Source organism: Rhizobium sp. YAF28 (assembly GCF_052113285.1).
GTDB lineage: Bacteria > Pseudomonadota > Alphaproteobacteria > Rhizobiales > Rhizobiaceae > Rhizobium.
In genome coordinates this window covers 149,796-175,512 of record NZ_JBFRCX010000003.1, presented here as the reverse complement: position 1 = coordinate 175,512, position 25,717 = coordinate 149,796, and the positions used below count along the sequence as shown (strand labels likewise).

Genomic DNA, 25,717 nt, shown 5'->3' with positions numbered 1-25,717 from the left:
AAACCTTCTGATGGTGCCGATTACTTCTGCTCAAGGAAAGCCATGAACTTATCGGCGTAGTCCTTGTGCCAGCGCGATAGCGGCGGGCGGTTCTCGATAATATCGCCCATCGCCCAGGCCATGCGCCGCTCGTCCACAGGACGCGCGACATCGTTATCAGGGCAGAGGATGTAGAAATCACCGCGTTCAAGGCTTTCGACCATGAAATCAACAGTCTGTTCCGGCGTCCAGGCGCCAGCAGGCTTTTCCCTGCGGTCGCCTTTGGTGAGGCCGGTGAAGACGAAGCCGGGGATCAGCAAGTGCGCGGAAATACCTGCGCCTTCAGTGTTGCGCAGTTCATGCTCAAGCGCTTCGGTGAAGACCTTCACACCGGCTTTGGAGACGTTATAGGCCGGGTTGCCGGGCGGTGTGGTGATCCCCTGCTTGGAGCCGGTGTTGATGATGAGGCCGGGTTCGTTATGGGCGACCATGCCGGGACCGAAGGTTCTGACGCCGCTGATGACGCCGAGAAGGTTGACGGCGAGGATATTGTCCCAATTGGACTGGGCGCTGAAGATCGAGGTTTCCGGGCCGATGCCGGCATTGTTCATCAGCACATGCACGCGGCCGAAGCGCTGGATGACGGCGCGTTCGAGGGCCTCGACCTGCTCCTTCTGAGAGACATCGGTCTCGACGGCCATCACATGTTCCTGGCCGGCAATTGCCTCGAGTTCGGCGCGGGCATCCGCCAGCCTGTCGCCGCCAAGGTCGGCGATCACGACGCTCATACCGACCTTTGCAAAGTATTTCGCGGCGGCAAGGCCGATGCCGGAAGCACCGCCGGTGATGACGGCAACATTGGATTTCTTGAAAATGGCTTGAATATTCGTCACGGGACGGGCCTCTCCTCAGAGCATTGTTCGGACGATGCCGAATATGGGCTCCGGTTCCGTGCTGTCAAACCTTATCGGGCCCTATCGGGCCGGTTGCTATCCTCGTTGCCCTTGCGTCACGCGCCAATCTCGATAAAAGTGCCGCGATACCGGGCTTTGCGGGTGTGCCGCGGCCTCTATGCAACGGACCTCATCATCATGGCATCATACAAAGACGTGAAGAAAGTCGTGCTCGCCTATTCGGGCGGTCTCGATACCTCGATCATCCTGAAGTGGCTGCAGACCGAACTCGGTGCTGAAGTCGTCACCTTCACGGCCGATCTCGGCCAGGGCGAAGAGCTGGAGCCGGCGCGCAAGAAGGCCGAGATGCTCGGCATCAAGGAGATCTATATCGAGGACGTGCGCGAGGAATTCGTGCGCGATTTCGTCTTTCCGATGTTCCGTGCCAATGCCGTCTATGAAGGCGTCTACCTGCTCGGCACGTCGATTGCCCGTCCGCTGATTTCCAAGCACCTCATCGATATCGCCCGGAAGACCGGCGCAGATGCGATCGCGCACGGCGCGACCGGCAAGGGCAACGACCAGGTTCGTTTCGAGCTTTCGGCCTATGCACTGAATCCCGATATCAAGATCATCGCGCCGTGGCGCGACTGGTCGTTCAAGAGCCGTACCGATCTGCTCGAATTTGCCGAAAAGCACCAGATCCCGGTCGCCAAGGACAAGAAGGGCGAAGCGCCTTTCTCCGTCGACGCCAACCTGCTGCACTCCTCTTCCGAGGGCAAGGTTCTGGAAGATCCGGCGCAGGAAGCTCCTGAGTACGTGCATATGCGCACCATTTCGCCGGAAGCGGCCCCCGACAAGGCAACCACCATCAAGGTCGGTTTCCGCAAGGGCGACGCCGTCTCGATCAATGGTGTCGAGATGTCTCCGGCTACGCTGCTCGCGACCCTCAACAATTACGGCCGTGACAACGGCATCGGTCGCCTCGATCTCGTCGAGAACCGCTACGTCGGGATGAAATCGCGCGGTGTCTACGAGACGCCCGGCGGCACGATCCTGCTTGCGGCCCATCGTGCCATCGAGTCGATCACGCTCGATCGGGGTGCTGCTCATCTCAAGGACGAGCTGATGCCCCGTTATGCCGAGCTCATCTATTACGGTTTCTGGTTCTCGCCGGAACGCGAGATGCTGCAGGCCCTCATCGACAAGAGCCAGGAGCATGTCGAAGGCGAAGTGACGCTGAAGCTCTACAAGGGCAATGTCATGGTCATCGGCCGCGAGAGCGAAAAGTCGCTCTATTCCGACAAGCTCGTTACCTTCGAAGACGACCAGGGCGCTTACGATCAGAAGGATGCTGCCGGCTTCATCAAGCTCAACGCGCTGCGTCTTCGCACGCTCGGCAAGCGTAACCTGAAGAAGTAAGTCACGCCAGACCGATCCTGAAAGGCCCGCCGGCTCTGCCGCGCGGGCCTTTTTTTGTCGCACCGATTGCAGGTTGTAATGTCTTGACGCGGCAGGGCTATCGCATAAGCTGAGTCGTCATTACCGGAGCATTTCCATGCCGCTTTCCCTGCTTCTCGGCGCCTTTCTGGCGGCGCTTTTTTATGTACTCATTCCCGGCCCGGCCTTCCTGCAGCTTCTCGGCATTGGCGCCGGGCAGGGGCGCAAGGCTGGTGCCTTCTTCATGATGGGTCATCTCGTTGGCGACATCATCTGGTCGGGACTGGCGCTGATTGCGATCGTCGGGGCCAAGACGATCGGCACCTTCGTGTTCGACCTGCTCGGGCTTGCCTGCGGTTTCTATCTCGCCTGGATCGGCTGGAGTGCCGTCAATGCCAAGCCGAAGGCCGAGGGGCAGGCGCTGATGGTGGTGGAGCGGCCATTCCGCCGCGGACTGATTTTCGGCGTCACCAATCCGAAGGGCTATCCAGTGGCGCTTGCCACCTTCACGGCACTGGTCGCGGGCTCGGCAAGCGCGCTCGATTTCGAGGCTCTCCCCATGCTGCTCAGCGTTTCCTTCGTCGGTTTCGTCACGGCTGACATCATCCTGATCGGCATCATCGGCGCCGGCGTCGTGCGTCGCTTCTACCGCGCGCATGAGCGGCTGATCGTCCGCTGCTCCGGCGTGCTCTTCATGGGCTTTGCCGTACAGGCGCTGTGGCACGCCACACCCGGCCTACTTGGCTGGCGAAAGGCCTGATCAGGCCTCGTTGACGAGGAAGCCGACGACCGAATTCAGCGTCTGAACCTCATTCGGATCGCCGATCGACATGGCGATCTGAAGCTGGTTGCGATAATAGTCGAGGAAGTTGAAGCTCGTGCCGTCTGTGACGTTGGACAGGTCGATGACATTGCCGAGCGGATCGATCGCGTGCATCGGCAGCGGTTCGGATATTGCGGCAAACGTATTCTGATCGATCAGGCCGTTATCGTAGCCCTGGCGCGCATAGCTGCGCAATTCACCCGGGCTGACGGCTGTAAAATCGAGCGCCTGCCTGTTGTCAGAGTCTTCGATCTGGAATGAGCCTTGGGCGAGAGTGGGCTTCGGCTCAATTGTAGTATCAGCGGTCTTCGAACTTTTTGCGTTATTATTGGGATTATTTTTGAATAGCAAACTCTGAGAAGACCGCACGGAAAAGATTTCCATGCGCATGTCCTCTTACATGAAGATTAAAGAGAAACTAGCGTCTTGGCCTGATTCGCGTCAATCGTTAACGATTGGTTAATTTTTATGTATCAATTCTTGCCCCTAAGATTTAGCCGGGCGGGCAAAAGTCCAAGTCAGCCACATATCAATCCCATGATAGCCTCCCTATATTACCGATCCACTTGCCGGCATAAAGGACTTTCATATGTCTTCTCCCAGTCAATTCAATCAGGCACTTGTCAACTGGAATGGCCTTCATGGCCTGCCGCGTTTCGATGCGGTCGCCGATGGCGATTTCGCTGACGCCTTCGAGTCTGCACTTGCCTCGCACGAAAGAGAGATCGACGCGATCGCCGGTAACAAGGAAGAACCGAGTTTCGACAATACGGTCGTCGCGCTCGAAATCGCCGGAGATGAGCTGTCGCGCGTTTCCGCGCTTTTCTGGAATCGGGCAGGCGCCCATACCAACGACGTAATCCAGGCGCTGGAGCGGGATATTTCGCCGAAGATGTCGCGGCATTATTCGAAGATCGGCATGAATGCGGATCTCTTCAAGCGCATTGATACACTCTGGGAAAAGCGCGAAAGCCTCGGTCTGACGCTGGAACAGACACGCGTGCTGGAGCGGCACTGGAAAGGCTTCGTGAAATCGGGCGCCAAGCTGCCGAAGGCCGAGCAGGAGAAACTTGCCACGATCAACGAAAAGCTCGCAGGCCTCAGCACCAGCTTCGGGCAGAATGTGCTCGCCGACGAGAAGAGCTGGTCGCTGATCCTCTCCAGCGAAGACGAACTTGCCGGCATTCCCGATTTCCTGCGCGACGCGATGGCGGCGGCTGCCCGTGAGCGCGGTGAGGGTGGCAAATATGCCGTGACCCTGTCGCGCTCGATCATCGAGCCCTTCCTGACTTTTTCGGAGCGCCGGGATCTGCGTGAGCAGGCCTTCAAGGCCTGGGTGGCGCGCGGTGAGAATGTCGGTGCGACCGACAATCGCGGCATTATCAGAGAGACGTTGGCCCTGCGCGACGAAGTGGCGAAACTTCTCGGCTACGGCAACTTCGCCGAATTGAAGCTCGATAACACGATGGCGAAGACACCCGAGGCTGTGAACAATCTGTTGCGCGCTGTCTGGGCCAGAGCGGTGAAACGCGCTCATGAGGAAGAAGCCGATATCGCCGGGCTGATCGCTGCCGAGGGCAAGAACCACGAGGTCATGCCTTGGGACTGGCGCCATTACGCGGAGAAGATCCGCGCGCTGCGGTTCAATTTCTCGGAAGCGGAATTGAAGCCCTATCTGCAGCTCGAAAAGATCATCGATGCCTGCTTCGATGTAGCCGGCCGGCTGTTCGGCATTCGCGCGGTGGAGAAGAAGGGCATTGCTGCCTATCATCCCGACGTGCGCGTCTTCGAGATCCGCGATCGGGATGACAAGCTGGTCGCGCTCTTCCTCGGCGATTATTTCGCTCGTAGCTCGAAACGCTCAGGCGCCTGGATGAGCTCCTTCCAGTCCCAGCACAAGCTGGTGCTGAAGAATGGCCATCACGGCGAGTTGCCGATCATCTACAATGTCTGCAACTTCGCAAAACCCGCCGAAGGCAAGCCCGCCCTGCTTTCGCTCGACGATGCGCGCACGCTGTTTCACGAGTTCGGTCATGCGCTGCATGGCATGCTCTCCAACGTCACCTATCCCTCGGTCGCCGGTACAGGCGTCTCGCGTGATTTTGTGGAATTGCCCTCGCAGCTCTACGAACACTGGCTGACGGTTCCCGCCGTCCTCAAGGAATATGCCGTACATTTCGAGACCGGGCAGCCGATGCCGCAGGCATTGCTCGACAAGGTTCTGGCAGCCCGCACCTTCAATTCCGGCTTCAACACGGTGGAGTTCACCTCCTCGGCATTGGTCGACATGGCCTTCCATACCCGCGACAAGGTGGAAGACCCGATGGCGGTGCAGGCGGAAGTGCTTGCTGAAATCGGCATGCCGAAATCGATCGTCATGCGCCACGCCACGCCGCACTTCCAGCATATCTTCTCCGGCGGCTATTCGGCGGGTTATTACAGCTACATGTGGTCGGAAGTGCTCGATGCCGATGCCTTCGCCGCCTTCGAGGAGACGGGCGATGCCTTTAATGGCGAAATGGCCAGGAAGCTTCGGGACAATATCTACTCCACGGGCGGCTCCGTCGATCCGGAAGATGCTTACAAGGCTTTCCGCGGCAAGCTGCCGAGCCCGGACGCGATGCTGGTCAAGAAGGGGCTTGCGACCTTCGAGGAATTGACAGGCAGCGACGCTTAAGACAGTTTGATGACATGGAGCAGAGCGGCATGGTGATAGCCATGCCGCAGCTTTCGCGTGCCACCCCCTTTCGCAATCGCGAAAAAAACGGTATGAGCGCGCCAAACATAAATGGCGCGTCCACTAAGCGTAGCGCCCCAGCCTCAGAGATTATGACAAATGGCACTTCGCAACATCGCGATCATCGCGCACGTTGACCATGGCAAAACGACCCTCGTCGACGAGCTCCTGAAACAGTCCGGTTCGTTCCGCGAGAACCAGCGCGTTGCAGAACGCGTGATGGACTCGAACGATCTCGAAAAGGAGCGCGGCATCACCATTCTCGCCAAGGCGACCTCGGTGGAATGGAAAGGTGTCCGCATCAACATCGTCGACACCCCCGGCCACGCCGACTTCGGCGGTGAAGTCGAGCGCATTCTTTCGATGGTGGATGGCGCGATCGTTCTCGTCGACTCCTCCGAAGGCCCGATGCCGCAGACGAAGTTCGTTGTCTCGAAGGCATTGAAGGTCGGTCTTCGTCCGATCGTCGCGATCAACAAGATCGACCGTCCGGATGGCCGCCATGAAGAAGTCATCAACGAAGTCTTTGATCTCTTCGCCAATCTCGATGCGACCGACGAGCAGCTCGACTTCCCGATCCTCTACGGTTCCGGTCGCGATGGCTGGATGAACGTCAACCCGGAAGGTCCGAAGGATCAGGGTCTCGCGCCGCTTCTCGACCTGGTGCTCAAGCATGTGCCTGAGCCGACTGTCGAAGAAGGTCCGTTCCGCATGATCGGCACGATCCTCGAAGCCAACCCCTTCCTCGGCCGTATCATCACCGGCCGCATCGCATCGGGCTCGATCAAGCCGAACCAGGCCGTCAAGGTCCTCGGCCAGGACGGCAAGCTGATCGAAACCGGCAGAATTTCCAAGATCCTCGCCTTCCGCGGCATTGAGCGCACGGCGATCGAAGAAGCGCATGCGGGCGACATCGTCGCGATTGCAGGCCTCTCCAAGGGTACCGTCGCCGACACTTTCTGTGATCCGGCCGTCTCGGAAGCCATGAAGGCGCAGCCTATCGATCCGCCGACAGTCACCATGTCCTTCATCGTAAACGACAGCCCGCTGGCGGGCACCGAAGGCGACAAGGTGACGAGCCGCGTCATCCGCGACCGTCTCTTCAAGGAAGCCGAAGGCAACGTCGCCCTGAAGATCGAGGAAGCCGAAGGCAAGGATTCGTTCTACGTGTCCGGCCGCGGCGAACTTCAGCTCGCCGTTCTCATCGAAACCATGCGTCGCGAAGGCTTCGAACTTGCCGTATCGCGTCCGCGTGTCGTGATGCACAAGGATGAAAGCGGCCAGCTTCTGGAGCCGATCGAGGAAGTCGTCGTCGACGTCGACGAAGAACATTCCGGTGTCGTCGTGCAGAAGATGTCCGAGCGCAAGGCCGAAATGGTCGAGCTGCGTCCGTCGGGCGGCAATCGTCTTCGCCTGCGTTTCTACGCACCGACCCGTGGCCTGATCGGCTACCAGTCGGAGCTACTGACGGATACGCGGGGCACGGCGATCATGAACCGCCTGTTCCACGACTACCAGCCCTACAAGGGCGTCATCGGTGGCCGCGTTAACGGCGTGCTGCTCGCCAACGCTTCCGGCGAAGCCGTCGCTTACGCAATGTTCAACCTGGAAGATCGCGGCCCGATGATCATCGAGCCGGGCGAAAAGGTCTATGCCGGCATGATTATCGGCATCCATTCGCGCGACAACGACCTTGAAGTGAACGTCCTGAAGGGCAAGCAGCTCACCAACATCCGCGCCGCCGGCAAGGACGAAGCGGTGAAGCTGACGCCGCCGATCCGCATGACGCTCGATCGCGCGCTCTCCTGGATCCAGGACGACGAACTGATGGAAGTGACGCCGAAGAACATTCGTCTGCGCAAGATGTATCTCGATGCCAACGACCGCAAGCGTTTCGAAAAGTCGAAGGCAGCTCTCTAAGAGCCTCGGCTACTCCTTTAAAACCCCGGCCTTCGCGCCGGGGTTTTTTATTGTGCGCTGCGTCGATTCCGACTTGTGACAATCGTTAAAAAAGCGTTAAATTTTGCCTGTCGTCCACATATCAAGTCTGTGGGCAATCGATCACAATGCGGTCGACGCATATGGTTAATTGCCTCCGGCAGGACCAGAGTAAGCGTTATGAAGACGTTGTCGATCGATGTCCGGCGGGCTGAACCGCATGATGCCCGAGCCATTTCGGAAGCCCATCGGCTTTCCTGGCAGCATACTTATGCGGGCATCATTCCGCATCGTGCTCTGAACCAGATGATCGAGCGCCGCGGTGAAAACTGGTGGCGCAAGGCAACTCGCGGCCCGGCGACATTGCTCGTTCTAGATGTGGCGGGGACCGTCGCTGGTTACGCGACCCTCGGCCTTAATCGCGCACGCGCGCTGCCTCAGGAAGGCGAAATCTACGAGCTCTATTTGCGTCCGGAATATCAGGGTATCGGCCTCGGCAAGCTGCTTTTTGGCGAAGCCCGGCGGCTTTTGAAATCTCTGGGCTGCAACGGCCTGGTCGTCTGGTGCCTGGAAGAAAATGAAACGGCCGCCGACTTTTATCGCGACCATGGCGGTATCGATTTCTGCGAAGGTATAGAAAATTTCGACCATAAGCAGATTAAAAAGATCGGCTTCATCTGGAACTGATCGCGGCTTCACAAGCGGCCCATTTCATACTGCAAATATTCCACCTTTGGATGTCTTCGCATATTAAGCATTGCTTGCGAGGCATGTTGCGTTGCGAGATGAAACCGATTAACTGGCTTCGAAGCAATTCAATCTTGCGGGAGTTTCCTATGCGCATCGATGCCGTTTCAATCGGTAAGAATCCACCTGAAGACGTCAACGTTATCGTCGAAGTTCCCGTCGGCGGTCATCCGATCAAGTATGAAATGGACAAGGAAGCCGGTACGCTGGTTGTCGATCGCTTCCTCTATACCCCGATGACCTATCCGGGTAACTACGGCTTCGTGCCGCACACGCTTTCCGAAGACGGCGACCCGATCGACGTGCTGATCGCCAGCACCCGTCCGCTGGTTCCGGGCTGCGTCATCAACGTCCGCCCGATCGGCGTTCTGAAGATGGAAGACAATTCGGGCAAGGATGAGAAGATCATTGCCGTTCCGTCGCCGAAGCTGACGCAGCGCTATGACAAGGTCAAGGATTACACCGACCTTCCGGAAATCACGCTGAAGCAGATCGAACACTTCTTCGAGCACTACAAGGATCTGGAACCCGGCAAGTGGGTAAAGATCTTCGGCTGGGGTGATTACAAGGAAGCCGGTGAGCTCATCCTCGAAGCGATCGAACGCGCCAAGAAGGAAAAGGCCTGAGCCTAGCTTTTACGCAATTTCGGACGCAAAACCGCTGCACAGTTTTGCTGGAATTGCTTTAGCCGAACAGCCCTTCGAGCTTTTTCATCACATCCTCCGGGTCGCCATCGATCCGGAGGATTTTTTTGCGCGACGTATCGCCGGAAGCAAGGCTGACCGAGGACTTAGGAATACCCAAAGACTTGGCGACGAGCGCTATCATTGCCTTGTTGGCTTTTCCCTTTTCCGGTACGGCGGTGACGCGCGCCTTCAAGAGCATGCCGCCTTCGCCATCTGGTTCGATGCCGTCGACGGCATCCCGCCCGCCATTCGGCGTCAGCCGTACAGCAAGACGGATGTGATCACCGGAAAGCCTCCAGGGGGGGTTCAAGCGACCAGCGAGAACAGGAAGGGCCTGATCGGATTGTTGAGTATGGCCTGTATGAATAGGATGATCAGCAGCAGGATAATCGGAGAGATGTCGATGCCACCCAGATTGGGCAGAAAGCGGCGTATGGGCCGCAATGCAGGTTCAGTCGCGTTATAGAAGAACATACCCAACTGGTTCACAAACTGGTTGTTCGAATTGATGACGTTGAATGCGTACAGCCACGAGAAAATGGCGCTGGCAATGATCACGTACCAATAGAGGTTCAAAGCCACATTGATGATTAGAAATATGGCTTCAAGAATTCCCGCCATTACCGTCTCCAGTTCGTTGTTGACAGATATGTAGACATTGGCGATTAAACGAGCAAGGGCCGTGTGGAGACGCACGGCAAATCATGTTTAACGGGTCGCTCCGCAGGCAATTCCGCACCCGCTTTCTCGGAAAAGCTTCATGTCGCTTTCGCCCACCGGAGACCGTTTTGCCGCGTTCCGGCATCCGTCCTATACACGCTTCTTCTTCGCGCGGTTCCTGCTTTCCTTCTCACAGCAGATCGTCAGCGTCGCGGTTGGCTGGCAAATGTACGACCAGACCGGGAGCGCCATCTATCTCGGTCTGATCGGGCTTGTGCAGTTCCTGCCGTCTCTTGTGCTCATCCTCGTCACCGGCTCGGTGGCGGATCGGCATAATCGCCGCGCCATCGCCTCGATCTGCTCGCTCGTCAGCGCGATCTGCACGCTCGCGCTGCTCGGAATGACGATCACCGGCAGCTTTTCACCGATCCCGGTCTTCATCGTGCTTTTGGTCTTCGGCATCGAGCGGGCGTTCATGACGCCGGCCGTGCAGTCGCTTGCGCCGAACCTCGTGCCGGAGAAGGATCTCTCCAATGCGATCGCATGGAATTCGTCCTCCTGGCAGCTGGCGGCCATCACCGGCCCTGTGCTCGGCGGTCTGCTTTACGGCGTCAGCGCTTCGACGGCCTATACGGTCGCCGTCATCTTTTCTGCGCTCGGTGCGATCCTGCTCTACATGATCCCCAAGCCGCCGCAGAAGACGATGGGCGAGGCCAGGAACTGGGACATGATCCTCGGCGGCTTCCGCTATATCCGGGAAGAAAAGGTGGTGCTTGGCGCCATCTCGCTCGATCTATTCGCCGTTCTGCTTGGCGGCGCTACCGCGCTGATGCCGATCTTTGCGCGCGATATCCTGACGCTCGGGCCGTGGGGTCTCGGCCTGCTTCGCTCGGCGCCGGGCGTGGGCGCCATCATCATGGCGATCTTCCTTGCCGCCTATCCGCTGAAGCATAAGGCCGGCATATACATGTTCATCGGCGTGGCGATCTTCGGCCTCGGTACGATCGTGTTCGGCCTCTCGACCAATACCGAGGTGTCCATCGCTGCGCTTGCCATCATGGGCGCTGCGGACATGATCTCGGTCTATGTCCGTGAAAGCCTGATCGCGCTCTGGACGCCTGATCATCTGCGCGGCCGTGTCAACGCGGTCAATACGGTGTTTGTCGGCGCATCCAACGAGCTCGGGGAATTCCGTGCGGGTACTATGGCAGCGGTTTTCGGCGCCGTCCCGGCCGTCATTATCGGTGGCATCGGTACGCTCGCCGTAGCCGCCATCTGGGCAAGCGGTTTTCCGAAACTCAGGAAGATCGATACGCTCGACGCGCCTATACGAGAAGCGGTGTAGCAGCTGCTGCCGTTTTGCCCTCGAAGACGATATCCAGGAAGTCGCCGAGCCACGCTTTAAGCGGCGCATCGAACAGCATGCGGCCTTCCAGATGCTCGCGTCCCTGCTGCGCGTTCGGCAGGATGAAGCGGTGCGCGCCGTGCACGACCCAGCGATGCATCATCACCCGTGTCAGCTCCGCATGGAATTGCAGGCCCCAGGCATTGTCGTTGTAGCGGAAGGCCTGGTTGGGATAGGCGTCGCCGGATGCCAGCAACTCGGCGCCATGCGGCAGTTCGAAACCTTCCCGGTGGAAGTGATAGACCATTTTCGGCCAACGCATCAGCCGCCGGCCTCTCTCGGTCGTATGCAGCGGATACCAGCCGATCTCTGTCGACCCGTCACTATTGGCGGCGACCTTGCTGCCGAGATTGCGAGCCAGCATCTGTGCACCGAGGCAGATGCCGAGATAGGGGCGATTTTCCCTGAGGGGGACATCTAGCCAGTCGATCTCCGCCTTGACGAATTCGTCTGGGTCATTGGCGCTCATCGGGCCGCCGAAAATCACTGCACCGGCATGGTTTTCAAGGGTGCAAGGCAAAGGGTCGCCAAGGACGGGGCGACGGATATCGAGATCATAACCTTTCTCGACGAGAAGCTGGCCGACACGACCGGGGCTGGAACGCTCCTGATGAAGAATGATGAGAATGGGGCGCCTGTCGCGTCTCATGCTTCTGTCAGTCAGTGTCATCCTGCACCACCTGTGCGTCCGTGACCCTGGCGGCCGCCTCCTGCCGCTTCTGAATGCGCTCACGGGAAGACACACCCAGGAGATCGGCAATCCGCCAGATCACATGGTCTTCCATTTCGCTTCGCTCGCCATCGGCATAGACGATATCCCAGAGAATACCGATCAGCTCCAGACGCTGCTCGGTATTGAGATGTCTCTTAAGATCGGAGGTGAAGCGGAAATAATCAACCGCCGAGCTTTCGGCTTCCAGCCCCGCGGCCATCAGCGCATCAAGCTGTTTGCCGTCGAGCGCATATTGCTCCTTCAGGAGTTTGCGCAGCCGCTTCTTTTCGCTGTCCTTGATCTGGCCGTCGGCCTCCATGACCTGCATACAGAGTGCAGCAACTGCGATGCGTGGGTCATCGGGGGCGAAGCCTGCCTTAGGGCGGTCGGCGGTCAGATTCTGGAAGAATGCCTGAAAGCGTTCGAACATGCGGTTTTTTGTTCCATTTTAGAAAAGGCGGAGCCGTGTCTTGGGTTCCGGTTCCACCTTGGGGTCGCGGACGCCCGGATCATCCGGCAGGCCGCCAAAGAAGGGTTTAGGTTCAGACGTAGCAGGAACCGGCCGGGAGGCGGACGGTTCGGCAGTTTTTGCCGGTGTGGGTGCCGAAGTTGCCGGGCGCACGGCTTCGGCAATCGTCGCTGCCCGTTCCAGCTCGATGATGCGGTGGTCGTTGACCACGCTTTCCGGCCGGGTTTCGCGCAGCGGCGGTAGTGTCTTCAGCGCCGTTTCGATAGAGGCGGTCGAACCTTCCTCGACCGGTCCTTCGAGCTGGCCGAAAGGTGCCTTCCATTCGAAGGCGTCGAGACGGCCGGTCACCGGCGAGACCGGCAGCCATTTGTCGGAAACGAAACCATCGGCAACCCAGGCCGGATCACGCGGCGCCTTCAGTGCCTGTGCCAGCCAATGGCGCACGCGACCCTGATCGCCGGTTTCCGCTTCCTCGATATCCGCAAGCAACAAGAAGGCCGCCTCGCGGGGCTCGATACGGGCGGCAGCTTCCGCCTTGGCGCGGGCCTTGGAGAATTCCCGTGCATCGAGCGCCGCCTGTGCGACGACGAGGAGAGATTCGACATTGTTCGGCCGCATGCCTTCCAGCCGCTCGGCGCGCTTCAGGCGGTCGAGCGTTGAATCCCCGCTGCGGGCGCGGACATAGACGCGGCCAATCTCGGGATGCGGTCCAGCCTTCCAGGTCTGTTCGAGAATGGTGGCAGCCTTGCGGATACCGCCTTCGCGGAAAAGCGCCTTTGCGGCAATCAGGGCGGCAGGTACAAAATCCGCCGACAGCTTCAGTGCCTGTAGGGCATCATCGCGGGCGCCGGCGGGATTGCTTTCCAGCTTGTCATCGGCACGGGCAGTCAGCAGCACAGCATGCAGGCGGTTTGCTTCGGCTTTTTCGACAACCTTGGCGGCCTTCTGCTGTTCCAGCAGACGGATGGCGTCGTCCCAGCGACCGGACTGACTGCGATATTCGAGCGTCGCCTGCGCGGCCCATGGCAGGTAAGGCGCGTTATCTGCGGCCTTTTCGGCGTACTGGCGGGCAGCTTCGTTGGCACCGAGGCGTTTGGCCTCCAGATAAAGACCACGCAGGCCAAGTTCGCGCGTTTCAGGATCGTTGGCCATGGCCTCGAATTTGGAACGGGCTTCATCATAGCGGCCTTCGATGAGAGCGGCCTGTGCTTCGAGAAGATTGATCAGCGGCTCTTGGTCGGCGCGGATGAGGCCGCGCGAGCGGGCGGCCATCTTGCGCGCGAGCAGGGCGTTGCCTGCGCCGGCGGCAATGAGGCCGGTCGACAGGGCCTGGTAGCCGCGATCGCGTTTGCGAGCGCGGAAAAAGCGCGTCACCGAATGCGGAGAGGTCCAGATCAGGCGGACGAACCACCAGGCCACCATGACGGCAGCGATCAGCGCAATGATGGCGCTTGCCGCGACGATCAGTCTGGTCTGGTAGATCTGGCCTTCCCAGATCAGCGATAGATCGCCGGGGCGATCGGCAAGCCAGGAGAAACCATAGGCGAGAACGAGGACGAGGAGCGCGAAGACAACCAGGCGGACCATGCTCATCCTTCCTTGCCGGTGCCGGAAATGGCCTTGGAGAGAGCACCGCCAACGAGATCCTCGACGCGGATACGAGCTTCGAGTGATTGCTTGAAGGCGGCGGAAGCCTGTTTTGCGGTCGCAGGCAGGCTGTTCCATTCGGTGGCTGCACCGGGCAGGTCGCCGTTCTTCACCTTGTCCTCCATGCGCGCGGCGATCGCTTCAACGCTTTCGCCTTCGACATTGCCGACGGGGCGGACCGAGACCAGAGATTTGGCGCTCGACATAAGCCGGTCCGACCAGCTCTGGTTCGGATCGGGCTGGTTGACGGATTCGACGATGGCGTTGGCGACATCGGGAACCTGACGGATCAGCTCGGCGCGTGATGGCACACCGGTCTCGGCAAAGCCGCGCAGATCAGTTGCAGCGGGATCATCGGGTGCTACGCCGGCAAATGTATCGAGTTCGGCGATGAAGGGGCCGCCACGGTCGATCGCGGCCTTGAGAGCTGCGGCTGCTATGGCGCGGGCAACGGCGACATCCTCGCGCGGTTCGTTCAGCTTCTTTTCGGCTTCGGCAAGGCGGCTCGTAATGTCGGCACCGTTTGAGGCCTGCTGTTCGGTGGTCTGCGCAAGGCTCGTCTTCAACTGATCAATCTGAGCTGTCAGATCTGCAATCTTCTGGTTGAGTGCTTCGACATCGGCCGAGTCGGTCGATATGCTGGGCGCCGGTGTCTGAGGGGCCGTTTCGAGAGCTGCGATACGCTTTTCGAGGGCACTGTTATCGACGGCTGGCGCCGGATTGGCGGCAAGGCTTGCGACCGATTGCTTGAGGCCTTCGATCTCGCCGGAGAGGTCGGCCACTTCGGCAGAGTTCGTCTGCTGGGTGGAGGAGCCCGGCAGATAACCGGCATATTGAATCGCGCCGGCGCCAAGCAAGGCGACAAGGCCGCCGAAAATGCCGGCGGCAATCAGGCCCGACGTGACCACGCCCTTCTGTGGCGGAGGCGGCTGTACCGGTTCCGATGGCAGGGGCTCCTTCGGGAGGGGCTCTTCTTGCGCGCCGGCAGCGCGGTCGCTCTCGTGTTCCGACAGCGGTTCACCGCCGGCTTCCGCAGCGGCTACGGCTTCGGCGACAGGTGCGTTATCGGCTGCTTGTGCGGCTTCTTCGGCAGGCTTTTCAGAATCAGCCGCCGAGGCGAAGTCCTGCGCGTCCAGGTCAATCGTGACCGGCTTGTCGGAGCTCTTCGAGTGGCGTGGCGGATTTCCCGATACCATGAGGTCCTCATTATCCTGCATTGCAACGAAACTAGACAGGGATGGCAATTAAGGGAAGAGGTTAGATCAAATTTGGGCGGCTAAGGCCTTCTAAGCAGCGACAAAAGGCTTTTTTCATCCGGCATCGGCGAAATCTCCAGGACTGTCCTCAAAACGGATGGAACAGCTTCTGCTACAGTGTTGCTGAGACAAATGAGACGGATTTTCGGCAGCTGCAGCAAAAGGGACTCTACCTGCGGGATATGAAAGAAATTTCCGGCCGTGTGGCGGGAATAGAAAAGAACAGCATCAGGAGGGTTGTTCGCCAGGAGAGCTGCGACGGTCTCGGGGCTGGGCGCGACAGGCTCCATCCGGTAACACTCGGCCACCGAGAAATACCGCCCGAGCTCCCTCAGACGCGTCTCGAAGGTCTCGGCGCGCGGACTGCCGGCGAGATAGAGAAGCCTATCGACCTTGTTTGCCGCGATCAGCTCGGCCAGCTCGCGGCCGCTGCCCGACGATGCTGTGACAGAATGAAACCCCAACTTGCGGGCCTCGTCGGCCGTCGTTTCGCCAACGGCAAAGAGACGGCGCGAAAAGTGAGGTGCCAGCGCCTCCCCCAGAGACTGCAAGGTGCGCACCGTTTCGGCGCTCGTTATGGCTATCGCCCCGATGGTTGTTTCCAGAGCCTGCCGAGCGGCCGCCATGTCGTGGACGGGACGGGTGAGCGGCAGCAATAGTGGCTCGTGACCCAGCTCGCGCAAACGTTGAGCGGTGCGCTCGCCCGAATGCGCTGGACGGGTGACGAGCACGCGCATGCAGGCTAGCTCCAGTCCTCGAAGAAGCTGCTACCGGCCCTTGCGCGCACGTCCTGTCCGGCGCGAGTGCCAAGTGCAGCGGCGTCGCGGCGGTTGCCGTCGATGGTGATCGCATGCTGGTGGCGGCCGTCAGGAGTGAGGATGAGGCCCGAGAAGCGGATCTGATCACCCTCGCAGACGGCGTAACCGCCGATCGGCGTGCGACAGGAGCCATCGAGGGCGGCAAGGAAGGCGCGCTCGCAGGAGACTGTGTCGAAGGTCGGCGCATCGTTGATCGGCGCCAGCAGCTCGTCGATCCTTGTGTCGCCGATGCGGCTTTCGATGCAGATCGCGCCCTGGGCAGGTGCCGGTGGGAAGCTGTCGGGGTCGAGGATATCGGTGATCACCTCGACCTTGCCGAGGCGCTTGAGGCCGGCAAGCGCCAGAAGCGTCGCATCGACCTCGCCTTCCTGCAGCTTACGCAGGCGAGTGTCCACGAGGCCGCGGAAAGTGATGACGTTGATGTCCGGCCGCATGCGGTGGATCAGGGCCTGGCGGCGAAGCGAGGACGAACCGACGGTCGCGCCATGCGGCAGATCGATCAGTTTCGGCGCGGTGCGGCCGATCACGGCATCGCGAATATCTTCGCGCGGTAGATAGGCCGAAAGGTAGAGGCCTTCCGGCAGGTTCGTTGCCATGTCCTTGCTCGAATGCACGGCGAAATCGAGGTCACCGGACACAAGCTTTTGCTCGAGTTCTGCCGTGAAAAGTCCCTTGCCGCCGATCTCGGCCAGCGAGCGGTCGGTGATGCTATCGCCCTTGGTGGTCAGCACGACGATCTCGAACATCTCCTGCGGCAGATTGTGGGCTGCCATCAGCCGGTCGCGGGCTTCGTGTGCCTGCGCGAGCGCCAGCGGGCTGCCGCGTGTGCCGATCCGGAAAGGTTTTGTTTGCATCCGCTTTGATCCGTTGTTACCGGAGTTCTCGTAAACAGGTTTAAACCCTATCGCAATCAACGAACAGGTTTCATGGCTCCCTTTCTGCGCATCCTCGGCATCGAGACAAGCTGCGACGAGACCGCCGCTGCGGTCGTCGAGCGCGATGCGGAAGGCCGCTCCAACGTGCTGTCGGACGTCGTTCTTTCCCAGCTGGACGAGCATAGTGCCTATGGCGGCGTGGTGCCGGAGATCGCCGCGCGCGCCCATGTCGAAGCGCTGGACGAGTTGATCGACGAGGCCCTGAAGCGCGCCAACGTGTCGCTCTCGGATGTCGATGCGATCGCCGCGACTTCAGGGCCTGGCCTGATCGGGGGGCTGCTTGTCGGGCTGATGACCGGCAAGGCGATCGCCAAGGCAGCCGGCAAGCCGCTTTATGCAGTCAACCATCTCGAAGGCCATGCGCTGACGGCGCGGCTGACAGACGGTCTTTCTTTTCCCTATCTCATGCTGCTGGTTTCCGGTGGCCATACCCAGCTCATCCTCGTGCGCGGCATCGGCGAGTACGAGCGCTGGGGCACGACGATCGACGATGCACTGGGTGAAGCCTTCGACAAGACGGCGAAACTGCTCGGCCTTCCCTATCCCGGCGGGCCGGCAGTGGAGCAGATGGCGCAGGGTGGCAATGCCGATCGTTTCAATTTTCCGCGGCCGCTCGTCGGCGAGGCACGGCTCGATTTTTCGTTCTCGGGCCTGAAGACGGCTGTGCGGCAGGCGGCGACCGAGATTGCGCCGCTGACGGATCAGGATGTCGCCGATATCTGCGCCTCGTTCCAGAAGGCGATTTCCCGTACGATGAAGGATCGCATCGGCCGCGGCCTGCAGCGGTTCAAGACGGAATTTCCAAACCTCCCGGAAAAGCCTGCGCTGGTGGTGGCTGGTGGTGTCGCAGCCAATCTGGAAATCCGCAGCACCCTTCAGGCGCTCTGCGACAAGAATGGCTTCCGCTTCATTGCGCCGCCGCTCCGCCTCTGCACCGACAATGCTGTGATGATCGCCTGGGCCGGGCTGGAGCGCATGGCGAAGGGTGTTGCGCCTGACGATCTCGATGTGCAGCCGCGTTCGCGTTGGCCGCTCGACTCCAGAGCCGTGACCATGCTCGGATCCGGAAAGCGGGGAGCCAAGGCATGAGCGAGCGCATCGCCGTCGTCGGATCGGGTGCTTTCGGAACGGCGCTTGCGGCCGTGGTCGCCCTGACCGGGCGAAATTCGGCGATCCTTGTTGGCCGCGATCCGTCGCTGATCGAAGACCTCAAGGCGGAGCGGCTGCATGATGCTGTTCTGCCTGGCATCCCACTGCCGGAAATACTGGAGTTCTCTGCTGAGGCGGATGCAATCGGCGATGCGGGCATCGTGCTCTTTGCCATGCCGTCACAGGCGCAGGCGGATGCCGCGCGGCAGTATGGTCCTTACCTGGCTAAGGACGCTATTGTGGTCACCTGCGCGAAGGGGATCGAACGGCCGACCGGTGCGCTTCTGACCGACATGCTGGAGCGGGAATTGCCCGATCATCCGGTTGGCGTGCTCTCGGGTCCAGGCTTTGCCGCTGATATCGCCAAGGGGCTGCCGACAGCCATGGCGATCGCTGCGGCTGACATGCAGGTTGCCGAGCGGCTGGCGCAGGCGATTTCCGGCCGCACCTTCCGGCTCTATGCCTCGGCAGACCGCATCGGCGTGCAGCTTGGCGGAGCATTGAAGAATGTACTGGCGATTGCCTGCGGTATCGTCGAAGGCCGCGGTATCGGCGATTCGGCGCGTGCGGCGTTGATTGCCCGCGGGCTTGCCGAGATGTCGCGCTTCATCGTCGCCAAGGGCGGCAATGCCGATACGGCGCGGGGGCTTTCCGGCCTCGGTGATCTGGTGCTGACGGCAACCAGCCATCAGTCGCGCAACCTGCGTTTCGGCATTGCACTCGGGCGCGGCGAAAAGGTCGACCCTTCGCGCGGCGAGTTGGTGGAAGGGGCTTTTGCTGCAGCGGTTGCCTCGCGGCTTGCCGAAGAGCTCGGCGTCGAGATGCCGATCACCGATGCGGTTTCAGCGATCATTGAAGGTAAGCTCGGCATATCCGAAGCCATCGAACAATTGATGACACGTCCGATTACGACCGAATAGGAGACAGACATGCTTTTCGCCCTTCTCTGCAAGGACAAGCCCGGCCATCTCAACGTGCGCATGGAAACGCGCTCGACCCATCTCGATTATCTCAACAAGCTGAATGCCGAAGGCAAGCTTGCCATGGCCGGCCCGTTCCTCGATGCCGAAGGCAAGCCGAACGGCAGCCTCGTGATGGTCCATGCCGAAACAGCTGATGATGCCAAGGCACTCGGCGCTGCCGATCCCTATGCACTCGCCGGCCTGTTCGAAAGCGTCGAGGTGAAGCCCTTTAACTGGGTCTTCAACAAGCCGGAGGCTTAAGCGGGATGGCGCACTGGCTTTATAAATCCGAGCCCGCAGCCTGGTCCTGGGAAAAGCAGAAGGCGGCTGGCGAGAAGGGTACCGAATGGACCGGTGTGCGCAACTACCTTGCGCGCAACAATATGCGGGCCATGCAGATCGGCGACAAGGGGTTCTTCTATCATTCCAATGACGGGCTGGAGATCGTCGGTATCGTCGAGGTCTGCGCGCTTTCGCATCCGGATTCGACGGCGAAGGGCGACGATCGCTGGGATTGTGTCGATATCCGTGCCGTCGTGGATGTGCCGAAGCCGGTGACGCTGAAGGATATCAAGGCAAACGAAAAGCTGTCCAAGATGTCGCTGGTCACCTCGATGCGGCTTTCCGTGCAGCCGGTGACGGATGACGAATGGGCCGAGGTCTGCCGCATGGGCGGTTTTGACAACCCGCCGCGCTGAGCAGCTTTGAAAACCGACCCGGAAACCTTCATCCGCGCCAATACCAGCCTGCTTGCGCCGCCGCATGTGCCGGAAATCCGGCTGTACCTGGCCAGCGAAGCCCACGAGCTCTGGCTGAAGACGGAAGACGAGCTGGAGGCGATCGGCCTGCCGCCGCCTTTCTGGGCATTTGCCTGGGCGGGCGGGCAGGGGCTGGCGCGCTATGTTCTCGATCACCGCGAAACGGTCAAGGGAAAGCGCATACTGGATTTCGCGAGCGGTTCCGGATTGGTGGGAATTGCCGCAAGCCAGGCAGGTGCGGCCAAGGCGACGGCCTCCGATATCGATCCGTGGTCACAGACGGCGGTGCGGCTGAATGCGGCCGCCAATTCGGTCTCGCTGGACTTCACCGGGGCCGATCTTATCGGTCAGAATGTCGATGCGGATGTGGTTCTCGCCGGCGACGTTTTCTACGACAAATCCTTCGCCGGTGCGCTGGTGCCTTGGTTCGAGACGCTCGCGGCCGGAGGCAAGGACGTGCTGGTCGGCGATCCCGGGCGCGCCTATTTGCCGAAAGACAGGCTGGAATTCTGCGCCGTCTATGAAGTGCCCGTCACCCGGGCGCTCGAAGACAGCGAGGTCAAGAAGACGACTGTCTGGCGGTTCAGGCCCTAGGGCCGGATAACACAGACATTGGCCTCATAAGAGCAGGGGTCATCGGCGATGCCGACATCGATCACCTTGGCCTTCGGGGCAAGGTTACGTTCCGGCGCAGCCAGACGATAGTACCCGTCGCCGCCGACATAGGTTCCGCCATCCGTCTGGTAGGCATAGGACGATCCGGCGTAGAGGCCGTTGCTCCCGTAGTTCTGGTCATAGCTCTGGGGCTGGGACGTAATGACGACGATGTTGCTGCGGCCATAGCGACTTGTCCCCGGATAGTTGAACTGCTTCAGAAAAGGGGTGCGCGGGTGATAGCGGATGACGTTGTCGCGTGTGAAGTGCAAGCCGCTATCCCAGTGGGTGCGCCTGCCGAGGAAGACGCCGTCATTAAAGCCGCCATGGCGCGGAAAGCGATGATCGAAGTGGCGCTCTCCGGCTGCTGCAGGCAGCGCTGTCAGCACCGCAAGGAGAGCAAGGATGGTCTTGGACAGACTGCGAAACATGGACCAAACTCCGAAACGCTAACAAATCGTTAACGCCAGATTGCGCCAAAAGGCGGGGCTTGTCCACGCAGCCGTGCGGTCAGCTTAAAAATTGAGCGAAAGAGACGAGTTTCATCGAGTTGAAAACTTCCCGGTAACGCGAATCGATTAAATTAAAAGCAGGCAGCAATTATGCTTGTCGTCAGGGGTTTCGGTGATTAAACGTCGACAATGATGCAACGCACACAGAATTTTGTCATTCGTGTGGTTGACTGAGAAATGCCCCTGACATCAAGGGCAAAGAGAAGACGCCGCGAGGTTCTGATGGCGAATGTGACAAACCGGCCCCTGTCGCCGCATCTACAAATTTACAAGCCAATTCCCACCATGGTCATGTCCATCGTTCACCGCATCACCGGTGGCGCTCTGTACTTCGGCACGCTGCTGGTCGCCTGGTGGCTGATCGCGGCTGCCAGCGGCCAGGGCTATTATGACTGGGCCAACTGGGTACTCGGCAGCATTATCGGCAAGCTCGTCCTGCTCGGTTACACCTGGGCGCTGATCCACCACCTGCTCGGCGGCTTCCGCCACTTCATGTGGGACCTCGGACATGGTTTCGAGAAAGAATTCTCGACCAAGCTCGCCATCGCCAATATCATCGGATCGCTCTGTCTGACCGTGCTGGTCTGGGTGATCGGCTTCATCATTCGCTTCTGAAGGTCGCACTCATGGATATGCGCACTCCTCTGGGCAAGGTTCGCGGCCTCGGTTCCGCCAAGGAAGGCACCGATCACTTTTGGCGCCAGCGCCTGACGGCCGTTGCCAACGTGCCCCTCATCATCTTTTTCGCGATCTTCATGATCGTCTATGCGGGTGCGCCTTATGCCGACGTGGTTCGCGCCCTCTCGAACCCGTTCGTCGCCGTCATCATGGGACTGATGATCATATCCGGCACTATCCACATGAAGCTCGGCATGCAGGTCATCATCGAAGACTATGTTCACGGCGAGATCGGCAAGCTGCTGCTCCTGATGCTGAACACCTTCTTCGCGGTTCTGATCGCCGGCCTCTGTCTCTTCGCCATTCTGAAAATTGCATTCGTAGGATAACCGTATCATGGCAACGTCTTCACCCGCTCAGAATGGGAAGGCCTACACCTATGTCGACCATTCCTATGACGTAATCGTCGTCGGCGCCGGTGGCGCCGGCCTGCGTGCCACGCTCGGCATGGCCGAACAGGGCTTCCGCACGGCCTGCATCACAAAGGTATTCCCGACCCGGTCGCACACGGTTGCGGCCCAGGGCGGCATCGCTGCCTCGCTGCAGAACATGACGCCGGATAGCTGGCAATGGCACCTCTATGACACCGTCAAGGGTTCCGACTGGCTCGGCGACGTCGACGCCATGCAGTATCTCACCATGGAAGCGCCGAAGGCGGTCTATGAGCTTGAGCACTACGGTGTGCCCTTCTCGCGTAACGAGGAAGGCAAGATCTACCAGCGTCCGTTTGGCGGCCACATGCAGAATTTCGGTGAAGGCCCGCCGGTGCAGCGCACCTGCGCCGTTGCCGACCGTACCGGCCACGCCATCCTGCACACGCTCTACGGCCAGTCGCTGCGCAACAATGCCGAATTCTTCGTCGAATATTTCGCGCTCGACCTCATCATGTCCGATGACGGCAGCCGTTGCACCGGCGTGATCGCATGGTGCCTGGACGATGGCACGATCCATCGCTTCGCGGCCAAGATGGTGGTGCTCGCGACCGGCGGTTACGGTCGCGCCTATTTCTCCGCGACCTCGGCCCATACCTGCACCGGCGACGGCGGTGGCATGGTCGCCCGTGCCGGCCTGCCGCTGCAGGATATGGAATTCGTGCAGTTCCACCCGACCGGCATCTACGGTTCCGGCTGTCTGATCACCGAGGGTGCGCGCGGCGAGGGCGGCTACCTCGTCAACTCCGAAGGCGAGCGCTTCATGGAGCGCTATGCGCCGTCTGCCAAGGATCTGGCCTCGCGTGACGTCGTTTCGCGCTGCATGACGCTGGAAATCCGCGAAGGCCGCGGTGTCGGCAAGAACAAGGATCACATCTTCTTGCACCTCGATCATCTCGATCCGGCCGTGCTGCATGAGCGCCTGCCGGGCATTTCCGAGAGCGCCAAGATCTTCGCCGGCGTCGATGTGACCCGCGAACCGATCCCGGTTCTGCCGACCGTTCACTACAACATGGGCGGCATTCCGACGAACTACTGGGGTGAGGTTCTCAATGCCGACAGCTCCAATCCGGAACGCATCATCCCCGGCCTGATGGCCGTCGGTGAAGCCGGCTGCGCATCGGTTCACGGCGCAAACCGTCTCGGCTCCAATTCGCTGATCGACCTCGTGGTCTTCGGTCGCGCTGCGGCGATCCGCGCCGGCGAGGTCATCGACCGCGCATCGCCGGTGCCGGCGCTGAACATCGCCGCCTGCGACAAGATCATGGATCGGTTCGACAGTCTGCGTCACGCAAGTGGCGGCACGCCGACGGCCGTGCTGCGCGAGAAGATGCAGCGCGCCATGCAGGAAGATGCGGCGGTGTTCCGTACGCAGGAATCGCTGGAATCCGGCTGCCGTCGTCTTTCGGAAATCTGGGGCGAACTCAAGGACATCAAGGTCACCGACCGCTCGATGATCTGGAATTCCGACCTCGTCGAAACGCTCGAGCTGCAGAACCTGATGGCCAATGCCATCACCACGATCTACGGCGCCGAAGCCCGCAAGGAAAGCCGCGGCTCGCATGCCCGCGAGGACTATACGTCAGGTCCGTTCGCAGGTCGCGACGACGTCAACTGGCGCAAGCACACGCTGGCCTGGGTGAACGAGGCTGGTGATGTGAAGCTCGATTACCGGCCTGTCCACACCGACCTCATCGCAGACGGCATCGATCCCCATAAGATCGAGCCGAAGGCCCGCGTATACTGATCAGAGGAACCTGACATGGTTGAACTCGCTCTCCCCAAGAATTCACAGATGCGCGAAGGCAAGGTGTGGCCGAAGCCGACGGGTGCCAAGAACACCCGTGAGTTCCGCGTCTATCGCTGGAGCCCGGATGACGGCCAGAACCCGTCGATCGACACCTTCTACGTCGATGTCGACGATTGCGGGCCGATGGTTCTCGATGCGCTTCTCTACATCAAGAACAAGATCGATCCGACGCTGACGCTGCGCCGTTCCTGTCGTGAAGGCATCTGCGGTTCCTGCGCGATGAATATCGACGGCACGAACACGCTTGCCTGCACCAAGGGCATGGACGACATCAAGGGCACGGTGAAGATCTACCCACTGCCGCATATGCCCGTGGTCAAGGATCTGGTCCCGGATCTCAGCAATTTCTATGCCCAGCACCGTTCCATCGAGCCCTGGCTGAAGACGGTTTCGCCGACGCCGGCCAAGGAATGGAAGCAGAGCCATGAGGACCGCCAGAAGCTCGACGGTCTCTATGAGTGCATCCTCTGTGCCTGCTGCTCGACCTCCTGTCCGAGCTACTGGTGGAACGGCGACCGTTACCTCGGTCCGGCCGTCCTGCTGCAGGCCTATCGCTGGCTGATCGATAGCCGTGACGAAGCGACTGGCGAACGTCTCGACAATCTCGAGGATCCGTTCCGCCTTTATCGTTGCCACACGATCATGAACTGCGCGCAGACCTGCCCGAAGGGTCTGAACCCGGCCAAGGCAATCGCCGAAATCAAGAAGATGATGGTCGAGCGTCGCGTGTGAGTGCTGACGCTTCAGCCGGCATTGAAGATTTTGATTCCGAGGCGGTCGCCGAAATCCGATCGCGGCTCGCCTCGGTGAAACAGCATGGTATACGCATCGGTTTTGCGATCGAAAGCGGAAGCCGCGCCTGGGGCTTTCCCTCGCCAGACAGCGACTATGATTGCCGTTTCGTTTATGTCCGTCCGGTCGCTGACCATATCGGACTGGTCTCGCATCGGGATGTAATCGAGTTTCCGATCGTGGGTGATATAGACACTGGCGGCTGGGATCTGCGCAAGGCGCTGCTGCTTGCCCTCAAAGGCAATGCCGTTGTCGTCGAATGGGTAAAATCGCCAATCGCCTATGAAGAAGAGCCCGGATTTCGCAGCCGTCTTTCCAGCGTGCTTGACGAGATCATGCTGCCGCAGAAGGTCGCGCTGCATTATGTCGGTCTGCTGCGCAGTCACTGGCAGATGCATGGGGACGGGCCAATCAAGCTCAAGAAGCTGCTATATGCGATCCGTCCGGCAATTGCGCTCGAATGGATGCGCTCGAATGAGTTTCAGAAGCTGCCGCCGATGAACATGATGCAGTGTCTGGCGGCAGTCACCATCGATGAGGGCTTGCGCAAGGCGATTCATGAATTGGTGATCGTCAAAAGCCAGACGCGCGAGATGGGCGAGGGTCTGCCGCCCAAGCGTATCCAATCCTTTCTCGCGACATCAATTGAGCGTTATCAGGACTTCGCCGAGCGAATCAAACTTGGTCAGGAAGCGGACGGTCGAGCACAACACCTTGCTGACATATTTTATCAGCAAGAAGTCCGGCGAGCGGTCGGTTGAATTGTGCCGGCCTTGCTATAGGTGTCACGAAGGCCGATTTGCGTTGTGCTGACTTGATTAACCAA

28 protein-coding genes are annotated in these 25,717 nt (G+C 60.0%); 17 read left to right on the top strand and 11 right to left on the bottom strand.

Annotated features, from left to right (window positions below; translation table 11 throughout):
- Positions 1 to 20: 20 nt before the first annotated feature.
- Positions 21 to 872, bottom strand: a complete 852-nt coding sequence (locus AB4Z13_RS08560) for an SDR family NAD(P)-dependent oxidoreductase (protein ID WP_439016787.1) — start codon at positions 870 to 872, stop codon at positions 21 to 23.
- A 198-nt stretch (positions 873 to 1,070) separates the two neighbouring features.
- Between AB4Z13_RS08560 and AB4Z13_RS08555 the strand changes: the two genes are divergently transcribed.
- Both AB4Z13_RS08555 and AB4Z13_RS08550 read left to right on the top strand, forming a co-directional pair.
- Positions 1,071 to 2,294, top strand: a complete 1,224-nt coding sequence (locus tag AB4Z13_RS08555) for an argininosuccinate synthase (RefSeq protein ID WP_007814510.1) — start codon at positions 1,071 to 1,073, stop codon at positions 2,292 to 2,294.
- Between the two features lie 136 nt (positions 2,295 to 2,430).
- Entirely contained in the window at positions 2,431 to 3,072 is a 642-nt protein-coding gene (locus tag AB4Z13_RS08550; RefSeq protein ID WP_310385033.1) for a LysE family translocator, read from the top strand.
- Here AB4Z13_RS08550 and AB4Z13_RS08545 read toward each other — a convergent pair whose 3' ends face one another.
- Entirely contained in the window at positions 3,073 to 3,519 is a 447-nt protein-coding gene (locus tag AB4Z13_RS08545) for a hypothetical protein (RefSeq protein WP_439016786.1), read from the bottom strand. It abuts the gene before it with no gap.
- Positions 3,520 to 3,724: 205 nt separating this feature from the next.
- Here AB4Z13_RS08545 and AB4Z13_RS08540 point away from each other — a divergent pair, with 205 nt between their 5' ends.
- From AB4Z13_RS08540 to ppa, 4 genes are all read left to right on the top strand, one after another.
- A complete protein-coding gene (locus AB4Z13_RS08540) occupies positions 3,725 to 5,812 on the top strand; it encodes a M3 family metallopeptidase (RefSeq protein ID WP_439016785.1) in 2,088 nt (695 codons plus the stop codon).
- A 159-nt stretch (positions 5,813 to 5,971) separates the two neighbouring features.
- The gene (typA, locus tag AB4Z13_RS08535; RefSeq protein WP_097617978.1) at positions 5,972 to 7,792 is read left to right on the top strand and encodes a translational GTPase TypA; all 1,821 of its coding nucleotides are present in this window, start codon (positions 5,972 to 5,974) and stop codon (positions 7,790 to 7,792) included.
- Between the two features lie 198 nt (positions 7,793 to 7,990).
- Entirely contained in the window at positions 7,991 to 8,497 is a 507-nt protein-coding gene (locus AB4Z13_RS08530) for a GNAT family N-acetyltransferase (protein WP_113319748.1), read from the top strand.
- Positions 8,498 to 8,646: 149 nt separating this feature from the next.
- Positions 8,647 to 9,183: an inorganic diphosphatase gene (gene ppa, locus AB4Z13_RS08525; protein ID WP_037101776.1), complete on the top strand. Its 537-nt coding sequence runs from the start codon at positions 8,647 to 8,649 to the stop codon at positions 9,181 to 9,183.
- Positions 9,184 to 9,241: 58 nt separating this feature from the next.
- Here the strand turns inward: ppa and AB4Z13_RS08520 are convergent, their stop codons facing one another.
- Both AB4Z13_RS08520 and AB4Z13_RS08515 read right to left on the bottom strand, forming a co-directional pair.
- On the bottom strand, positions 9,242 to 9,553 hold the full coding sequence (locus AB4Z13_RS08520) for a DUF167 domain-containing protein (protein ID WP_439016784.1): 312 nt from the start codon (positions 9,551 to 9,553) through the stop codon (positions 9,242 to 9,244).
- A complete protein-coding gene (locus tag AB4Z13_RS08515) occupies positions 9,550 to 9,864 on the bottom strand; it encodes a YggT family protein (protein ID WP_439016783.1) in 315 nt (104 codons plus the stop codon). The genes AB4Z13_RS08520 and AB4Z13_RS08515 overlap by 4 nt, the downstream gene beginning before the upstream one ends.
- Before the next feature lie 139 nt (positions 9,865 to 10,003).
- On the opposite strand from AB4Z13_RS08515, the gene AB4Z13_RS08510 reads away from it, so the two are divergent.
- Complete coding sequence (locus AB4Z13_RS08510) at positions 10,004 to 11,248, top strand: MFS transporter (RefSeq protein ID WP_439016782.1); 1,245 nt, start codon at positions 10,004 to 10,006, stop codon at positions 11,246 to 11,248.
- Here AB4Z13_RS08510 and AB4Z13_RS08505 read toward each other — a convergent pair.
- The 6 genes from AB4Z13_RS08505 to hemC are packed head-to-tail and all read right to left on the bottom strand — an operon-like array spanning position 11,229 to position 17,064.
- A complete protein-coding gene (locus AB4Z13_RS08505; protein ID WP_439016781.1) occupies positions 11,229 to 11,978 on the bottom strand; it encodes a glutamine amidotransferase in 750 nt (249 codons plus the stop codon). The genes AB4Z13_RS08510 and AB4Z13_RS08505 overlap by 20 nt on opposite strands.
- A complete protein-coding gene (locus AB4Z13_RS08500; RefSeq protein WP_439016780.1) occupies positions 11,965 to 12,450 on the bottom strand; it encodes a TerB family tellurite resistance protein in 486 nt (161 codons plus the stop codon). The genes AB4Z13_RS08505 and AB4Z13_RS08500 overlap by 14 nt, the downstream gene beginning before the upstream one ends.
- A gap of 18 nt (positions 12,451 to 12,468) precedes the next feature.
- Positions 12,469 to 14,076, bottom strand: a complete 1,608-nt coding sequence (locus tag AB4Z13_RS08495; protein ID WP_439016779.1) for a heme biosynthesis protein HemY — start codon at positions 14,074 to 14,076, stop codon at positions 12,469 to 12,471.
- Positions 14,077 to 14,078: 2 nt separating this feature from the next.
- Positions 14,079 to 15,353 (bottom strand): COG4223 family protein, encoded by a 1,275-nt coding sequence (locus AB4Z13_RS08490; protein ID WP_439016778.1) that lies wholly within the window; start codon positions 15,351 to 15,353, stop codon positions 14,079 to 14,081.
- A gap of 59 nt (positions 15,354 to 15,412) precedes the next feature.
- Positions 15,413 to 16,129, bottom strand: a complete 717-nt coding sequence (locus tag AB4Z13_RS08485) for a uroporphyrinogen-III synthase (protein ID WP_439016777.1) — start codon at positions 16,127 to 16,129, stop codon at positions 15,413 to 15,415.
- Between the two features lie 5 nt (positions 16,130 to 16,134).
- Complete coding sequence (gene hemC, locus AB4Z13_RS08480) at positions 16,135 to 17,064, bottom strand: hydroxymethylbilane synthase (RefSeq protein WP_439016776.1); 930 nt, start codon at positions 17,062 to 17,064, stop codon at positions 16,135 to 16,137.
- A gap of 72 nt (positions 17,065 to 17,136) precedes the next feature.
- On the opposite strand from hemC, the gene tsaD reads away from it, so the two are divergent.
- From tsaD to AB4Z13_RS08455, 5 genes are read left to right on the top strand one after another with little or no spacing between them, the layout of a single operon-like run.
- Entirely contained in the window at positions 17,137 to 18,234 is a 1,098-nt protein-coding gene (tsaD, locus tag AB4Z13_RS08475; RefSeq protein ID WP_310385004.1) for a tRNA (adenosine(37)-N6)-threonylcarbamoyltransferase complex transferase subunit TsaD, read from the top strand.
- The gene (locus AB4Z13_RS08470; RefSeq protein WP_439016775.1) at positions 18,231 to 19,214 is read left to right on the top strand and encodes an NAD(P)H-dependent glycerol-3-phosphate dehydrogenase; all 984 of its coding nucleotides are present in this window, start codon (positions 18,231 to 18,233) and stop codon (positions 19,212 to 19,214) included. The genes tsaD and AB4Z13_RS08470 overlap by 4 nt, the downstream gene beginning before the upstream one ends.
- Positions 19,215 to 19,223: 9 nt before the next feature.
- Positions 19,224 to 19,517: a YciI-like protein gene (locus tag AB4Z13_RS08465; RefSeq protein ID WP_007814473.1), complete on the top strand. Its 294-nt coding sequence runs from the start codon at positions 19,224 to 19,226 to the stop codon at positions 19,515 to 19,517.
- A gap of 5 nt (positions 19,518 to 19,522) precedes the next feature.
- Positions 19,523 to 19,954, top strand: a complete 432-nt coding sequence (locus AB4Z13_RS08460; RefSeq protein ID WP_113319736.1) for an EVE domain-containing protein — start codon at positions 19,523 to 19,525, stop codon at positions 19,952 to 19,954.
- 6 nt (positions 19,955 to 19,960) lie between these two features.
- Entirely contained in the window at positions 19,961 to 20,608 is a 648-nt protein-coding gene (locus AB4Z13_RS08455) for a class I SAM-dependent methyltransferase (protein WP_439016774.1), read from the top strand.
- On the opposite strand, the gene AB4Z13_RS08450 is transcribed toward AB4Z13_RS08455, so the two are convergent.
- Complete coding sequence (locus AB4Z13_RS08450; protein ID WP_439016773.1) at positions 20,605 to 21,099, bottom strand: hypothetical protein; 495 nt, start codon at positions 21,097 to 21,099, stop codon at positions 20,605 to 20,607. The genes AB4Z13_RS08455 and AB4Z13_RS08450 overlap by 4 nt on opposite strands.
- Positions 21,100 to 21,402: 303 nt before the next feature.
- On the opposite strand from AB4Z13_RS08450, the gene sdhC reads away from it, so the two are divergent.
- Genes sdhC through AB4Z13_RS08425 form a run of 5 tightly spaced genes read left to right on the top strand, consistent with a single transcriptional unit; the run spans position 21,403 to position 25,652 of the window.
- Complete coding sequence (gene sdhC / locus AB4Z13_RS08445) at positions 21,403 to 21,795, top strand: succinate dehydrogenase, cytochrome b556 subunit (RefSeq protein ID WP_439016772.1); 393 nt, start codon at positions 21,403 to 21,405, stop codon at positions 21,793 to 21,795.
- Positions 21,796 to 21,806: 11 nt separating this feature from the next.
- Entirely contained in the window at positions 21,807 to 22,187 is a 381-nt protein-coding gene (gene sdhD, locus AB4Z13_RS08440) for a succinate dehydrogenase, hydrophobic membrane anchor protein (RefSeq protein ID WP_113324704.1), read from the top strand.
- A 7-nt stretch (positions 22,188 to 22,194) separates the two neighbouring features.
- Positions 22,195 to 24,036, top strand: coding sequence for a succinate dehydrogenase flavoprotein subunit (sdhA, locus tag AB4Z13_RS08435; RefSeq protein ID WP_113324705.1), 1,842 nt, complete (start codon positions 22,195 to 22,197; stop codon positions 24,034 to 24,036).
- A 15-nt stretch (positions 24,037 to 24,051) separates the two neighbouring features.
- Positions 24,052 to 24,831, top strand: coding sequence for a succinate dehydrogenase iron-sulfur subunit (locus tag AB4Z13_RS08430; RefSeq protein WP_113324706.1), 780 nt, complete (start codon positions 24,052 to 24,054; stop codon positions 24,829 to 24,831).
- Positions 24,828 to 25,652 carry a nucleotidyltransferase domain-containing protein gene (locus AB4Z13_RS08425; RefSeq protein WP_442205960.1) on the top strand — a complete coding sequence of 275 codons (825 nt, stop codon included), beginning with the start codon at positions 24,828 to 24,830 and terminating at the stop codon, positions 25,650 to 25,652. The genes AB4Z13_RS08430 and AB4Z13_RS08425 overlap by 4 nt, the downstream gene beginning before the upstream one ends.
- Positions 25,653 to 25,717: the final 65 nt, after the last annotated feature.

Bases quoted from the DNA above. Each gene is read 5' to 3' on its own strand.
- AB4Z13_RS08490 (WP_439016778.1), bottom strand. From the start codon at position 15,353: ATGCAGGATAATGAGGACCTCATGGTATCGGGAAATCCGCCACGCCAC.
- AB4Z13_RS08485 (WP_439016777.1), bottom strand. From the start codon at position 16,129: ATGCGCGTGCTCGTCACCCGTCCAGCGCATTCGGGCGAGCGCACCGCT.
- AB4Z13_RS08550 (WP_310385033.1), top strand. From the start codon at position 2,431: ATGCCGCTTTCCCTGCTTCTCGGCGCCTTTCTGGCGGCGCTTTTTTAT.
- AB4Z13_RS08465 (WP_007814473.1), top strand. From the start codon at position 19,224: ATGCTTTTCGCCCTTCTCTGCAAGGACAAGCCCGGCCATCTCAACGTG.
- AB4Z13_RS08470 (WP_439016775.1), top strand. From the start codon at position 18,231: ATGAGCGAGCGCATCGCCGTCGTCGGATCGGGTGCTTTCGGAACGGCG.
- sdhC (WP_439016772.1), top strand. From the start codon at position 21,403: ATGGCGAATGTGACAAACCGGCCCCTGTCGCCGCATCTACAAATTTAC.
- AB4Z13_RS08530 (WP_113319748.1), top strand. From the start codon at position 7,991: ATGAAGACGTTGTCGATCGATGTCCGGCGGGCTGAACCGCATGATGCC.
- AB4Z13_RS08555 (WP_007814510.1), top strand. From the start codon at position 1,071: ATGGCATCATACAAAGACGTGAAGAAAGTCGTGCTCGCCTATTCGGGC.
- AB4Z13_RS08450 (WP_439016773.1), bottom strand. From the start codon at position 21,099: ATGTTTCGCAGTCTGTCCAAGACCATCCTTGCTCTCCTTGCGGTGCTG.
- sdhD (WP_113324704.1), top strand. From the start codon at position 21,807: ATGGATATGCGCACTCCTCTGGGCAAGGTTCGCGGCCTCGGTTCCGCC.
- AB4Z13_RS08505 (WP_439016781.1), bottom strand. From the start codon at position 11,978: ATGACACTGACTGACAGAAGCATGAGACGCGACAGGCGCCCCATTCTC.
- tsaD (WP_310385004.1), top strand. From the start codon at position 17,137: ATGGCTCCCTTTCTGCGCATCCTCGGCATCGAGACAAGCTGCGACGAG.
- AB4Z13_RS08495 (WP_439016779.1), bottom strand. From the start codon at position 14,076: ATGGTCCGCCTGGTTGTCTTCGCGCTCCTCGTCCTCGTTCTCGCCTAT.
- hemC (WP_439016776.1), bottom strand. From the start codon at position 17,064: ATGCAAACAAAACCTTTCCGGATCGGCACACGCGGCAGCCCGCTGGCG.
- AB4Z13_RS08515 (WP_439016783.1), bottom strand. From the start codon at position 9,864: ATGGCGGGAATTCTTGAAGCCATATTTCTAATCATCAATGTGGCTTTG.
- AB4Z13_RS08540 (WP_439016785.1), top strand. From the start codon at position 3,725: ATGTCTTCTCCCAGTCAATTCAATCAGGCACTTGTCAACTGGAATGGC.
- sdhA (WP_113324705.1), top strand. From the start codon at position 22,195: ATGGCAACGTCTTCACCCGCTCAGAATGGGAAGGCCTACACCTATGTC.
- ppa (WP_037101776.1), top strand. From the start codon at position 8,647: ATGCGCATCGATGCCGTTTCAATCGGTAAGAATCCACCTGAAGACGTC.
- AB4Z13_RS08510 (WP_439016782.1), top strand. From the start codon at position 10,004: ATGTCGCTTTCGCCCACCGGAGACCGTTTTGCCGCGTTCCGGCATCCG.
- AB4Z13_RS08545 (WP_439016786.1), bottom strand. From the start codon at position 3,519: ATGGAAATCTTTTCCGTGCGGTCTTCTCAGAGTTTGCTATTCAAAAAT.
- AB4Z13_RS08430 (WP_113324706.1), top strand. From the start codon at position 24,052: ATGGTTGAACTCGCTCTCCCCAAGAATTCACAGATGCGCGAAGGCAAG.
- AB4Z13_RS08500 (WP_439016780.1), bottom strand. From the start codon at position 12,450: ATGTTCGAACGCTTTCAGGCATTCTTCCAGAATCTGACCGCCGACCGC.
- typA (WP_097617978.1), top strand. From the start codon at position 5,972: ATGGCACTTCGCAACATCGCGATCATCGCGCACGTTGACCATGGCAAA.
- AB4Z13_RS08460 (WP_113319736.1), top strand. From the start codon at position 19,523: ATGGCGCACTGGCTTTATAAATCCGAGCCCGCAGCCTGGTCCTGGGAA.